This window comes from Fictibacillus nanhaiensis, from assembly GCF_042686385.1.
GTDB lineage: Bacteria > Bacillota > Bacilli > Bacillales > Fictibacillaceae > Fictibacillus > Fictibacillus nanhaiensis.
On sequence record NZ_JBHUPF010000006.1, the window covers coordinates 813,652 to 826,469 of the forward strand.

At 41.7% G+C, this 12,818-nt stretch carries 12 protein-coding genes; 10 read left to right on the forward strand and 2 right to left on the reverse strand.

Annotated features, from left to right (window positions below):
• The first annotated feature begins 143 nt into the window (after nucleotides 1–143).
• Together trpE and ACFS5O_RS07670 are read left to right on the forward strand one after the other, a co-directional pair.
• Nucleotides 144–1,676, forward strand: coding sequence for an anthranilate synthase component I (gene trpE, locus ACFS5O_RS07665; RefSeq protein ID WP_318300138.1), 1,533 nt, complete (start codon nucleotides 144–146; stop codon nucleotides 1,674–1,676).
• Between the two features lie 139 nt (nucleotides 1,677–1,815).
• Complete coding sequence (locus tag ACFS5O_RS07670; RefSeq protein ID WP_205725372.1) at nucleotides 1,816–2,793, forward strand: zinc-binding dehydrogenase; 978 nt, start codon at nucleotides 1,816–1,818, stop codon at nucleotides 2,791–2,793.
• A 54-nt stretch (nucleotides 2,794–2,847) separates the two neighbouring features.
• On the opposite strand, the gene clpP is transcribed toward ACFS5O_RS07670, so the two are convergent.
• Nucleotides 2,848–3,450 (reverse strand): ATP-dependent Clp endopeptidase proteolytic subunit ClpP, encoded by a 603-nt coding sequence (gene clpP, locus ACFS5O_RS07675; protein ID WP_066397597.1) that lies wholly within the window; start codon nucleotides 3,448–3,450, stop codon nucleotides 2,848–2,850.
• Nucleotides 3,451–3,668: 218 nt separating this feature from the next.
• Nucleotides 3,669–3,884: a protein YvfG gene (yvfG, locus tag ACFS5O_RS07680; RefSeq protein ID WP_205725373.1), complete on the reverse strand. Its 216-nt coding sequence runs from the start codon at nucleotides 3,882–3,884 to the stop codon at nucleotides 3,669–3,671.
• A gap of 334 nt (nucleotides 3,885–4,218) precedes the next feature.
• Here yvfG and cspD point away from each other — a divergent pair, with 334 nt between their 5' ends.
• The 8 genes from cspD to gpmI all read left to right on the forward strand — a co-directional run bounded on the left by cspD (nucleotide 4,219) and on the right by gpmI (nucleotide 12,749).
• Nucleotides 4,219–4,419 carry a cold-shock protein CspD gene (cspD, locus tag ACFS5O_RS07685; protein WP_066245685.1) on the forward strand — a complete coding sequence of 67 codons (201 nt, stop codon included), beginning with the start codon at nucleotides 4,219–4,221 and terminating at the stop codon, nucleotides 4,417–4,419.
• A gap of 216 nt (nucleotides 4,420–4,635) precedes the next feature.
• A complete protein-coding gene (gene rpoN / locus ACFS5O_RS07690; protein ID WP_205725374.1) occupies nucleotides 4,636–5,961 on the forward strand; it encodes an RNA polymerase factor sigma-54 in 1,326 nt (441 codons plus the stop codon).
• Between the two features lie 338 nt (nucleotides 5,962–6,299).
• Nucleotides 6,300–6,545: a glutaredoxin family protein gene (locus ACFS5O_RS07695; RefSeq protein WP_205725375.1), complete on the forward strand. Its 246-nt coding sequence runs from the start codon at nucleotides 6,300–6,302 to the stop codon at nucleotides 6,543–6,545.
• A 283-nt stretch (nucleotides 6,546–6,828) separates the two neighbouring features.
• On the forward strand, nucleotides 6,829–7,851 hold the full coding sequence (locus ACFS5O_RS07700; RefSeq protein WP_205725376.1) for a sugar-binding transcriptional regulator: 1,023 nt from the start codon (nucleotides 6,829–6,831) through the stop codon (nucleotides 7,849–7,851).
• A gap of 79 nt (nucleotides 7,852–7,930) precedes the next feature.
• Nucleotides 7,931–8,938, forward strand: a complete 1,008-nt coding sequence (gene gap / locus ACFS5O_RS07705) for a type I glyceraldehyde-3-phosphate dehydrogenase (RefSeq protein WP_066397583.1) — start codon at nucleotides 7,931–7,933, stop codon at nucleotides 8,936–8,938.
• A gap of 122 nt (nucleotides 8,939–9,060) precedes the next feature.
• On the forward strand, nucleotides 9,061–10,245 hold the full coding sequence (locus ACFS5O_RS07710; protein WP_205725377.1) for a phosphoglycerate kinase: 1,185 nt from the start codon (nucleotides 9,061–9,063) through the stop codon (nucleotides 10,243–10,245).
• Between the two features lie 216 nt (nucleotides 10,246–10,461).
• Nucleotides 10,462–11,220, forward strand: a complete 759-nt coding sequence (tpiA, locus tag ACFS5O_RS07715) for a triose-phosphate isomerase (protein WP_205725378.1) — start codon at nucleotides 10,462–10,464, stop codon at nucleotides 11,218–11,220.
• Entirely contained in the window at nucleotides 11,217–12,749 is a 1,533-nt protein-coding gene (gpmI, locus tag ACFS5O_RS07720) for a 2,3-bisphosphoglycerate-independent phosphoglycerate mutase (protein ID WP_205725379.1), read from the forward strand. The genes tpiA and gpmI overlap by 4 nt, the downstream gene beginning before the upstream one ends.
• Nucleotides 12,750–12,818: the final 69 nt, after the last annotated feature.

Below are 12,818 nucleotides of genomic sequence, written 5' to 3' on the forward strand. Positions count from 1 at the left end.
AGAAAAGAGAGCATAGTTTGAGCTGAGTTGAGAGTATTTTAATCCTCCGATTAAACCTCTTTCTTAGTTTATTTATGATGCAAACATCAGCCTCCGCTGTAAAAAGCGAGAGGTTTTTTATTTTTTGAAAGAGGTGAATGAATATGTTTATGCCAAATGTAGAGGAAGTCATTTCTCTATCAAAAGAAAATTTCAATGTGATTCCAATTGGGTTTACCTACCTATCTGACCATGAAACGTGCATCTCTCAGTTTGAGAGAGTTCGTCATGAAGAACATGCTTTTCTGCTTGAAAGTGTTGAAGGTGGAGAGCGTTGGGCGAGGTATTCGTATATTGGCAGACGGCCATTCTTGGTGGTGTCATCATCAGGAAAGACAGTAGATATCACGTTTATGAATAATATGAAAAGTATACAAAAGCAAGGTTCTCCCTTAGATATGGTGAAAGACTATGTATCACGATATAAATCTCCTAAACACTCTTCACTTCCTCCGTTCACTGGAGGAGCTGTTGGCTTTTTCGGTTATGACCTGATTCATACGTTCGAAAATGTGCCAAGACCCAAAACTCCATCTGAACAAGAAAACGAAATGGAATTTTTGTTCACAGACGAGATCATCGTATTCGATCATCTCAAACAAAAAACAACGATTGTGTGTAACCTACACGTTTCTTCTGATGACAGTAAAAAAACCTTACAGGAAAAATATGAACAGGTGTGCGATAGAATTCGTAGAACCTATGAAGAGCTTCAACAGCCAGTAAGAACGAAAGCTGTTTCTACAGATTTTCCACTAAACGATATAAGAAAAAATGAAGTCCGTTCTTCACATACGAAAGAAGAGTTTTGTTCAATGGTGAAGAAGGCGAAGGAATATATCAAAACGGGCGATGTTTTTCAGGTCGTATTATCCCAACGATTCGAACAAGAAACCGAAGCGGATCCCTTCGATGTGTATCGACTTTTACGGTCGATGAACCCTTCGCCGTATATGTATTATTACAAATCGAAGGATGCCTATATCGTTGGAGCATCTCCAGAGCTTCTTGTTAAAGTGGATGATGGATGTGTGGAGAACAGACCGATCGCGGGAACCCGTCCAAGAGGAAAGACGCTTCAAGAGGATTTGGCTTTTGAACAGGACTTACTTGCTGATGAAAAAGAACGAGCGGAGCACGTCATGCTGGTGGATCTCGGGAGAAATGATGTAGGAAGAGTCAGTGAATATGGATCTGTAGAACTAGATTCATATATGGAGATCGAGCGATATTCACATGTTATGCATATGGTTTCACACGTAAAAGGCAAACTTCAAAAAGATAAAGACTTCTTCGATGCGCTCAGGTCTTGCATGCCAGCGGGAACCGTTTCAGGTGCACCAAAGGTCAGAGCCATGCAGATTATTTCTGAACTCGAACAACAATCAAGAGGCGTATACGGAGGTGCGATCGGGTACTTAGGATTTAACGGACAGATGGATTCCTGCATCGCAATCCGAACGATTGTGTTTCAGGATGGAAAAGCCTTTGTACAAGCAGGTGCAGGGGTCGTTGCGGATTCTGTTCCTGAGCGAGAATACGAAGAAACGGTAAACAAAGCAAAAGCGATGCTAAAAGCAATCGAGGGGGGGACAGACCCCAGACAAATACAAACCCCGGTTTTGTCTATTCGGTGAAGACACATACAACTCACATGAGCGACCCAGGGCCCAGAAAGCTGACATCCTCTGAGCAGATTGCTATTATCAAAAGCTGAAAATGGATATACTGTCCTTTATATTCTTTTAAATGACCAACTTAAAGGGGCGAGTATAGATGAAAGCTTTGATGCTTGAAGATAAAAACATGTGGCGTGAGATGAAGGTTCAGGAAACAGATAAACCAACTCCTGGACCAGGAGAAGTATTGATTCGTATCAAGGCTGCTGGTCTAAATCCTGTAGACTACAAGACTGCTACAAATGGAAACCCAGCCTGGAATTATCCTCACATCCTTGGTGTTGATGCAGCGGGGATTGTTGAAGCAACAGGTGAAGGAGCTGCTGAGTTCCAGCAGGGAGATCGTGTTTTCTTTCATGGGAATTTCATGAAAAATGGTGGATTTGCTGAGTATGCTGTGACTACGGCTCATTCATTAGCTCGAATTCCTGATGAGCTTTCGTTTGAAGAAGCTGCGGCTCTTCCTTGTGCAGGAATGACAGCATACCAAGCACTGTTCCGAAAGATGAATCTTCAAAAAGGTGAAACGATTTTGATTCATGGTGGAGCTGGTGGTGTTGGCGGATTTGCTATCCAGTTAGCGAAACAAGTCGGAGCTACCATCATTACAACGTGTTCGCTTGAGAATGAGGAATATGTAAAAAGTCTTGGAGCCGACCACGTGATTTTTTATAAAACAGAAGACGTTCATGCTCGTATTATGGAACTTACTGACGAAGTTGGAGTCGATGCTGTGCTTGACACGGTTAGCCGCGTGAATGCTACGGAGTCTTTAAAAAGTATCGCATTTAACGGACGTATTGCTTTTATCGCAGGAAACCCAGATTATTCCGCTGTAAAACCTTTCAGTCAGGCTCTCTCTTTTCATGAGATCGCGTTAGGTGCTGCTCATTTTTCAAATTCAATAAAAGCTCTAAAAGATTTAGCAACGATGAATGAGGAATTAGCAAAGCTGGTGGTTGACGGAAAGATTTCGGCTATGATTTCTGAGAAGATCTCTCTAGAAGAAATACCAGCCGGACTTGAGAAACTTTCAGAACGACATGTAAAAGGGAAAATTGTTGCTGTCATATAGACGCAAAAAAAAAATGGACTGCTTATGCCGCAGTCCATTTTTTTAATTACATTCTTATTTTTTAAGATCTGTACTATCTACAGATGTGATTAGTTTATCAACCAATCCGTATTTAACCGCATCTTCTGCAAGTAAGAAGTTATCACGGTCTGTATCGCGCTCGATGACTTCAAGCGGTTGACCTGTTTTTTCAGAAAGGATCTTGTTCAGTTGTTCACGCATCTGGATGATACGACGAGCGTGAATTTCGATGTCACTCGCTTGACCACGTGTTCCGCCAAGAGGTTGGTGAATCATAACTTCTGAGTTAGGAAGCACATAACGCTTTCCTTTTTCCCCTGCAGCTAGCAAGAAAGCACCCATAGATGCTGCCATACCGATACAGATTGTGGAAACGTGTGGCTTGATGAAGTTCATCGTGTCATAGATCGCCATACCAGCTGTGATGGAACCACCTGGGCTGTTTATGTATAACGAGATGTCTTTATCAGGATCTTCAGCAGCTAAGAATAGAAGTTGTGCTACGATTGAGTTTGAAACATTATCGTCGATCGCACTACCAAGCATGATAATACGGTCCTTTAATAGACGGGAGTAGATATCGTAAGCGCGCTCCCCACGGTTCGTTTGTTCAATTACTGTTGGAATTAAGTTCATGGAAATCCTCCTTCTCCTTTTTCAAGTTAAACTGTACTGTCATCATACAAAAAAGGTCAAACAAGGTCAAACAATATGCTGTATGTAATTCATTTCGCCAGCAATGCTCAATATCCTTCTTACACCTTATGTATGGGCTATCATCATAATGCCCGCTAGAAGCAGGATTTTAAACCTCTCCATTAGAAAACATTACCCTTAATACATAAAAATAAGCACTATTTATCGTTTTTAATTTCAATATAAGCAGTTTCTAGGTTGCGTATGCGACGGACGATCTCACTGTTTTTGTTAAGGTTATCGTTGATCAATGTACCGACGATCGAACGGTAGTAGGCATTCATCGCATGTGTTTTCGTAAAAACATCTTTGTTGCGTTCTATGTATTGCTGAAAGTTCTCTTTAAAATATGGTACTGAAAATGCTTCACTCACTTGTTGTTCCTCCTTCATTCGTAAAACCATTCATGAAAGGTTCATGTTCTTTATCTATCATAGCCTATCAAATGTCTATACAAAAGTATTATAAAATTTCTATCCCTTGTTTTGACAATTGGATTTTAGCATGTTATAGTTAATTCAACCATTTACGTTGTGAATATCTTTTGGATTTAAAGCGGTCGTACTTTTTGAATAAGAAGTGGAACACGTAAAATCCACTTTTGAATTATTCAAATGAGTGCGCATTTTTTTATGCCTTTTTATTTACATAGTAAGTCGGTTAAAAGAGTTAAAACGCTTACATAGCGTTTGTAAGGAGGAAACACCCATGCAAAATGGTAAAGTAAAATGGTTCAACGCTGAGAAAGGTTTCGGCTTCATCGAAGTTGAAGGCGGAAACGACGTATTCGTTCACTTTTCTGCGATTCAATCAGAAGGCTTCAAGTCTCTTGAAGAAGGACAAGAAGTATCTTTTGAAATCGTTGATGGCGAGCGTGGACCACAAGCTGCTAACGTAACAAAACTTTAATAGTAAAGTTTAAAATGCCAGACTGCCTTCGGGCGGTGCTGGCATTTTTTTGTATGCTTTAAAAGAAACGAAATCCATGATGAAGTAGAGGAGCTCCCTGTCTTCCTCACAAATACAAATTCGAGGGATTTGTATTTGTATGGGGTCAGACCCCAAATTTTGTAGGATGTACAGCGCTTACATCTGTAGTATGATGAAGGAATAGGGGGGATTAGAATGGAAATGGGTTTGTTTCAACAACAGAGCATGAGCCTTGTCATGACAACTGAATTGCGTCAGGCCATCGCCATTTTACAAGTTCCCAGTTATGAACTGACGTCATATCTTCAAGAGCAAGCGTTAGAAAACCCACTCATTGAAATTGCTGAACCTAAGGGCATGTTCACAACATTAAAGAAAAACGTACGGAAAAATGGGGTCAACGGCAGATCATTGAATCAACAGCCGCTCGAGCATCTAATCATAGAAAAAGAAACTCTTTTTGATTATCTTTATAAACAATCGATCCTTCTGCCGATTCAAGAACAGGATCAAAAACTTTTTCAATACTTGTTGTTAAGTGTAGACGAGAGCGGGTATCTTACCGTCTCTGCTGAGGAAACAGCAAAAAGGTTTCACACAACAGTTGAAAAATGTGAGGAACTGATCGCGCTTCTTCAAACGTTAGAACCTGTGGGAATTGGAGCGCGAGATCTGAGGGAATGTCTGTTGCTTCAGCTTCAGGACCAGCATCTTGACCACACTTTAAGCTACATAATCGTAGATCAGTATCTCGACCAGCTTGCAGAGCGTAAGATGAAATGGCTTGCCACTCAACTCAATGTAACTCCTCAAGAAGTAGAAGAGGCAGCTGATTTACTTCAAACCCTTGATCCTCGACCTGGGGCAGCGTATGCTCCGGCTAGCGATCAGGCGTATTTATATCCAGATGTTTCTGTAACCGAAGAGAACGGAGAATTTCACATCGCGGTTAATGAGCAGTATTCACCCATATTAAAGCTGAACGAAAGCTATGGAACACTTTTAAACGGAAGAAACGCAACATCAAAGTTTTTAGATGATTCGTTCCAAAAGTTTAATTGGTTAAAAAAGGCGCTAGAACAAAGAAAAGAAACGTTGCTTAACATAACGAAAGAGATCGTGAGAGTACAAGAGAAATATTTTGTAACTTTCAATCGATCGGATTTGATACCACTCACCTTAAAAGAAGTGGCAGATGAAATAGGTGTACACGAATCAACAGTCAGTCGAGCTGTAAAAAACAAAGTGCTTCAAACATCAAAAGGCGCGGTTGAACTTAAATCCTTTTTTACCGCTAAGATCTTTACACAAGATGGAGGAAGCGTTTCTGCAACTTCCGCTAAATCGGAGATCAAAAAACTTGTGGAGAACGAAGATAAATCTAAACCTTTATCCGACCAGATTCTCGCCTCTCTTTTAGAAAAAAACAGCGGTCTTACGATTTCCAGAAGGACGGTTGCCAAATATCGAGAGGAATTAAACATCCCATCATCTTCAAAACGGAAACGATATTCCTCTTAAAAAAGGCCTTTTCCTCACGGAGAAGTCCTTTTTGTTAGATGCTATGCTTTTTACGACTGATTCTGCTACAACGAGATACATCGTAATTGATAATAGAAAGCATTTTCTAATAACTTGTTGATAAACTTCTTTTATTCTTCGTTGACTGTTGATTAGAGTGGAAGGTTGCCGACTCCTACGGGACGAGCGGTCAGGTGGAGACTCCTAATGGCGCAAAGCGGCAGGAGGCTCACCGTTCGCCCCGTGGAAAGCGAGCAACCTGGAGCGGAAATTAACAGCTTGCAAATACAATTCGAAAATACGAAAACCCCCTAATAAAAAGCGAAGGAGCACTAAAAATGGGTGAAAAAAAAGTCATTCTATATACGAAAACGCATTGTCCACTTTGTAATGAGGCGCATAAACTATTACAGAAGCTGCAACAGGAGATTTTGTTTGCCATAGAGTCGATCGACATCTATCAAGATGACCTCCTTCTTGAAAAATACGGTTTGATGATTCCGGTGGTCGAAGTTGACGGAAAAGAAGTCGACTATGGAATTTTATCCGAAAGTGTAGTGAAGAAAGCGCTTACTAATTTTTAATAAGTAAAAGTTGTTGAAATGTAGGGAGACTATTTGATAATATAAGCTTGCCAGAGAGAAATTCGACACTTTTATGACAAAAAGTGAAAGGCTGGCATGTTTTAAAAGATCACTTTCAGGGTAATCTACAATAGGTAATATTGGGACTTGGGTTAAACCAAGTTATTTTCTTAAGCTAATGGGACAAAAAATGACTAACCGGGACATAATAAGTCCAACCGGTTTATCATTAAACACACTCAAATGCTTAATCGTTCATCTCATCGAATCAGGAGAATGTGCAATGAAAAAACTTATAGAGATACAGAAGAAGTTGCTGCCAGATCTTCTAGAAACGATGCGAAAGCGATACAACGTATTAAATGTTGTGAGAATCCATGAACCTATTGGAAGAAGAAGTTTAGCATCAACCTTGAACCTGACAGAACGCGTATTGCGCTCAGAAGTTTCGTTTTTAAAAGATCAAGGACTTCTAAACATCCAGACTGCTGGCATGTCACTAACAACAGAGGGGCATGATATTTTAGTAGAGCTATCTGAGATGATGAAAGAATTGTCTGGTTTGCATGTTTTAGAATCGAAACTTAAGGATATGTTAAATCTGTCTGAAGTCATCGTAGTACCGGGTGACAGTGATCAAGATGTTTGGGTAAAAAATGATATGGGTAAAGCAGCAGCAGACCGATTGAAGCGTCAGCTGTCAGCAAAAAACATCATTGCTGTAACGGGTGGAACAACACTCGCTTCAGTAGCAGAGATGATGACACCTATACAAAAGGGACAACAGTTATTGTTCGTTCCTGCCCGAGGCGGACTTGGTGAAAAAGTTGAGAACCAAGCGAATACCATTTGTTCCACGATGGCTCAAAAAGCGAACGGGGAATACAGGTTGCTTCATCTGCCAGATCAGTTGAGTAAAGAAACGTATCTTTCTTTGATGGCTGAGCCTGGTGTTAAAGAAGTCATGGAGCTCATACACTCCGCTGGTATAGTGCTTCACGGGATTGGCGATGCTAAAACAATGGCAGTACGTCGAAACTCTAACCCATCCGTTCTACAAAAGCTGGAGGAAGAAAAAGCGGTGGCTGAAGCATTCGGCTATTACTTTGATCAGCAGGGTGAAGTGGTTCATCGCGTACGCACGATTGGCTTGCAGTTAGATGAGCTGCAGAATAGTGATTTCATCATGGCGGTAGCAGGCGGGTCTTCTAAATCCGATGCGATCGCAGCATTCATGAAACACGGTCCGAAAAAGGTTTTAATCACGGACGAAGGAGCAGCCCGACAGTTGTTAGGACGCTCGTAAGTTCATTCCATTCGTTATTAAGGGGATTTCCCTTTATATAAAAAATAAATTCTCTCTTAAATCAAGGAGGTCATTTTACATGGCAACAAAAATTGGTATTAATGGTTTCGGTCGTATTGGCCGTAATGTATTCCGCGCAGCATTCAACAACCCTGAGGTAGAAGTTGTAGCTGTAAACGACTTAACAGATGCTGACACTCTTGCTTTCCTATTAAAGCATGACACAGTACACGGCAAGTTCGCTGGTTCTGTTGAAGTTAAGGAAAATGCACTTATTGTAGATGGCAAAGAAATCAAAGTTTTAGCTGAGCGCGATCCAGCACAACTTGGCTGGGGAGATCTTGGTGTAGAAGTAGTTGTTGAATCAACTGGACGTTTCACAAAGCGTGCAGACGCTGCTAAACACTTAGAAGCTGGCGCTAAAAAAGTAATCATTTCTGCTCCTGCTTCTGATGAGGATATCACTGTTGTTCTTGGTGTTAACGAAGACAAGTACGATGCAGCTAGCCACGATGTAATCTCTAACGCATCTTGTACGACTAACTGTCTTGCACCTTTCGCAAAAGTTCTTCACGAAAAATTCGGCGTGAAGCGCGGTATGATGACAACTGTTCACTCATACACAAACGATCAACAAATTCTTGATCTTCCACATAAAGATCTTCGTCGTGCTCGTGCGGCAGCTGAGAACATCATTCCAACATCAACGGGTGCTGCTAAAGCAGTTTCTCTAGTGCTTCCTGAACTTAAAGGTAAGCTTAACGGTATGGCAATGCGTGTTCCAACTCCAAACGTATCTCTAGTTGACTTAGTTGTTGAACTTGACAAAGAAGTTACTGTTGACGAAGTAAACGCAGCACTTAAAGCTGAAGCTGAAGGTAACCTTAAAGGAATCCTTGGCTACTCTGAAGAGCCGCTTGTATCTACTGACTACAATGGCGACACTCACTCTTCTACAATCGATGCTCTTTCTACGATGGTTATGGAAGGAAACATGGTTAAAGTTGTATCTTGGTACGATAACGAAACTGGATACTCTAGCCGCGTTGTAGATTTAATTGACTATATCGCTAAAAAAGGACTTTAATAGATAGAGAAGAACAATAAGGAGGGGGAGAAGTCGTTTCAAACAGGCTTCTACTCCTCTTTCCCATGTAAAACCTGGGGATTCTTTTAATCTTTTTACTAGTCAGGAGGCTGCATGTACTTATGAACAAAAAAAGTGTTCGTGACATCGATTTAAAAGGCAAAGTGGTATTTTGCCGTGTTGATTTTAACGTACCTATGAAAGATGGAAACATTACGGATGAAACGCGTATCAACGCTGCTCTTCCTACCATCAAATACTTAACAGAGCAAGGCGCTAAAGTTCTTTTAGCAAGTCACTTAGGACGTCCAAAAGGACAAGTTGTTGAAGAACTTCGTCTAACTCCAGTAGCAGAACGTTTAAGCGAGCTTCTTGGGAAAGAAGTTGTAAAAACGGATGAAGCTTACGGAGAAGAAGTTGAAAAAGCAGTCGCTAACCTAGAAGAAGGCGGCGTAATCTTACTTGAGAACGTTCGTTTTTACCCAGGTGAAGAGAAAAACGATCCTGAATTAGCGCAAAAGTTTGCTGCACTCGCAGATGTGTACGTAAACGATGCTTTCGGAGCAGCTCACAGAGCGCATGCTTCAACTGAAGGAATCGCAAAGCATCTTCCTGCTGTATCCGGTTTGTTGATGGAAAAAGAACTTGAAGTACTAGGAAAAGCTCTTTCGAATCCAGATCGTCCATTCACTGCTATCATCGGTGGTGCAAAAGTTAAAGATAAGATTGACGTTATCGACAATCTTTTAGACAAGGTGGATAACCTGATTATTGGTGGAGGCCTTGGTTATACGTTTATTAAGGCACTTGGCCATGATGTAGGGAAATCTCTATTAGAAGAAGATAAGATTGAAACAGCTCGTGGTTTCATGGAAAAAGCAAAAGAAAAAGGCGTGAACTTCCTGATTGCTGAGGATGTTTTAGTAGCCGACGACTTCTCGAACGACGCTAACACGAAAGTAGTAGCGATTGATTCCATCCCATCTGACTGGGAAGGTCTTGATATTGGAACAAAAACGATCGAAAAGTACGTAAAGGTTATTAAAGAATCGAAGCTTGTAATATGGAACGGACCGATGGGTGTATTTGAGATCGATGCATTCGCAAACGGTACTCGTTCAGTAGCAAATGCACTTGCAGAAGCAACTGACACGTATAGCGTTATCGGTGGTGGAGATTCTGCTGCAGCGGTTGAGAAGTTTGGTCTTGCTGATAAAATGAGCCACATCTCAACAGGCGGCGGTGCTTCCCTTGAGTTCATGGAAGGTAAAGAACTTCCTGGAGTTATAGCACTAAACGATCGTTAAAAAGCGAGAAGAGGTAATGTGTTACCTCTTTGACTAGTTGATTGGAGTGGAAGGTGCGAGACTCCTGCGGGACAGGTGGGCAGGTGAGACACTTAGTGGCGCAAAGTGGCAAGTGGCTCACCGCCTGCCCCGCGGAAAGCGAAGTACCTGGAACGGAAATCAACAGCTTGCAAATGCTTCATGAAAAAGAATTTTACTCTTTAAGAGGTGAAAAGAATGCGTAAACCTATTATTGCAGGTAACTGGAAAATGAATAAAACATTGTCAGAAGCACGCAGTTTTGTAGAAGAAGTGAAAGGTCTTGTACCTTCAGCTGAAACTGTTGACTCTGTAATCTGTGCTCCTGCTCTGTTCCTTGACAGCTTAGCAGACGAGTCAGAAGGTACACCGCTTGCGATTGGTGCACAAAACATGCACTTTGAAGAGAGTGGTGCGTTCACAGGTGAAATCAGCCCTGTTATGCTAAAAGATCTAAACGTTCAATATGTTATTCTTGGACATTCTGAGCGTCGTGAACTTTTTGGTGAGACAGATGAGCTTGTTAACCAAAAGACACATGCTGCATTCAAACATGGTCTGACTCCGATCGTTTGTGTGGGTGAAACGCTTGAACAGCGTGAAGCAGATAAAACGAAGGACGTTGTAAAAGAACAGACTGAAAAAGGTTTATCTGGTTTAACAGATGAGCAGATGAAACAAACGGTTATCGCATACGAGCCAGTTTGGGCGATTGGAACAGGCAAAACAGCTTCTTCTGAAGATGCGAACGAAGTATGTGCTTACATCCGCAGTGTTGTAGCAGATCAATTCTCTCAAGATGTTGCAGATGCTGTTCGTATTCAATACGGCGGCAGTGTTAAGCCTGACAACATTAAAGAATTAATGGGCATGTCTGACATTGATGGCGCTTTGGTTGGCGGAGCTAGCCTTGAGCCAAAATCTTACCTTCAGCTTCTGGAGGGCGTTAGCCGATGAGTAAAAAACCAGTAGCTTTAATCATCTTAGACGGCTTTGCTTGCCGTAATGAAGACAAAGGTAATGCTGTTGCACAAGCGAAAAAGCCCAACTTTGACCGCTACTGGGAAACGTATCCGCACGCTCAACTAACAGCTAGTGGGGAAGCCGTTGGACTCCCTGAAGGTCAGATGGGTAATTCAGAAGTGGGTCACTTAAACATTGGTGCAGGACGTATTGTCTACCAAAGTTTGACTCGCGTGAATCTATCGATCAAAGAAGGAGATTTTTACGAAAATCAAACGTTTATTGATGCGATGGACCATGTGAAAAAGACCGGTAAAGCACTTCATATCTTTGGATTGCTTTCTGATGGAGGAATTCACAGCCACATCGAACACATTCTTTCACTATTAGAACTAGCTAAAAAGCAGAACGTGGAAAAGGTATATCTGCACGGATTCTTGGACGGGCGAGATGTACCACCACAATCTGCAAAGGGCTATATTCAAAGAACAGTCGATAAGATCAATGAACTCGGTGTTGGTGAGATTGCAACTCTATCTGGCCGCTACTATTCCATGGACCGTGACAAGCGTTGGGACCGAGTTGAAAAATCATACCGCGCTATGGTTTATGGTGAGGGACCAGATTACAAAGATCCGTTTGAAGTGGTAGAAGATTCTTACAGCAACGGCGTTCATGATGAATTCGTTCTTCCGTCTGTTTTGAAAAAAGAAAACGGAGAACCTGTTGCGACGATTCAAGATGGAGATGCAGTCATCTTCTGTAACTTCCGTCCTGACCGTGCGATCCAAATTTCACAAGTGTTTACGAACGAAGATTTCCGTGGGTTCGACCGCGGAGAAGCTTTCCCGAAAAATCTTCACTTCGTATGCTTAACACACTTTAGTGAAACGGTTGATGGGGATGTAGCGTTCAAACCTACAAACCTAGACAACACATTGGGTGAAGTTTTATCACAACAAAACTTTAAACAGCTTCGTATTGCTGAAACTGAAAAGTATCCACACGTAACGTTCTTCTTCAGTGGAGGACGTGAAGCAGAGTTTCCTGGTGAAACGCGTATCTTAATCGACTCGCCTAAAGTTGCAACATATGACTTAAAGCCTGAGATGAGTGCTTATGAAGTTACGGAGGCGCTTGTTGGTGAGATTGAAGCAGATAAGCACGATGCGATCATCTTAAACTTTGCCAACCCTGACATGGTAGGTCACTCAGGCATGCTTGAGCCTACGATCAAAGCGGTTGAAACAGTGGATGAGTGTTTAGGAAAAGTGGTCGATGCGATTCTTGCAAAAGGTGGAGCGGCGATCATTACAGCTGACCATGGTAATGCTGATGAAGTGATTACGATGGAAGGCAATCCGATGACGGCTCATACAACAAATCCTGTTCCTGTAATTGTTACACAAGAAGGATTAGAACTGCGTCAAGACGGAATCTTGGCCGATCTTGCACCAACGGTTCTAACACTTTTAGGTGGAGAACAACCAAAAGAAATGACAGGTAAATCGTTAATTAAATAAGTTTGTTTTACGGAATATGTACAGAGACTCTTGTACATCATGCCGAAAATGACTTATTCTCAAATTACA

Coding starts and splice junctions, on each gene's coding strand:
- trpE (WP_318300138.1), top strand. CDS start 144: ATGTTTATGCCAAATGTAGAGGAAGTCATTTCTCTATCAAAAGAAAAT.
- ACFS5O_RS07670 (WP_205725372.1), top strand. CDS start 1,816: ATGAAAGCTTTGATGCTTGAAGATAAAAACATGTGGCGTGAGATGAAG.
- clpP (WP_066397597.1), bottom strand. CDS start 3,450: ATGAACTTAATTCCAACAGTAATTGAACAAACGAACCGTGGGGAGCGC.
- cspD (WP_066245685.1), top strand. CDS start 4,219: ATGCAAAATGGTAAAGTAAAATGGTTCAACGCTGAGAAAGGTTTCGGC.
- rpoN (WP_205725374.1), top strand. CDS start 4,636: ATGGAAATGGGTTTGTTTCAACAACAGAGCATGAGCCTTGTCATGACA.
- ACFS5O_RS07695 (WP_205725375.1), top strand. CDS start 6,300: ATGGGTGAAAAAAAAGTCATTCTATATACGAAAACGCATTGTCCACTT.
- ACFS5O_RS07700 (WP_205725376.1), top strand. CDS start 6,829: ATGAAAAAACTTATAGAGATACAGAAGAAGTTGCTGCCAGATCTTCTA.
- gap (WP_066397583.1), top strand. CDS start 7,931: ATGGCAACAAAAATTGGTATTAATGGTTTCGGTCGTATTGGCCGTAAT.
- ACFS5O_RS07710 (WP_205725377.1), top strand. CDS start 9,061: ATGAACAAAAAAAGTGTTCGTGACATCGATTTAAAAGGCAAAGTGGTA.
- tpiA (WP_205725378.1), top strand. CDS start 10,462: ATGCGTAAACCTATTATTGCAGGTAACTGGAAAATGAATAAAACATTG.
- gpmI (WP_205725379.1), top strand. CDS start 11,217: ATGAGTAAAAAACCAGTAGCTTTAATCATCTTAGACGGCTTTGCTTGC.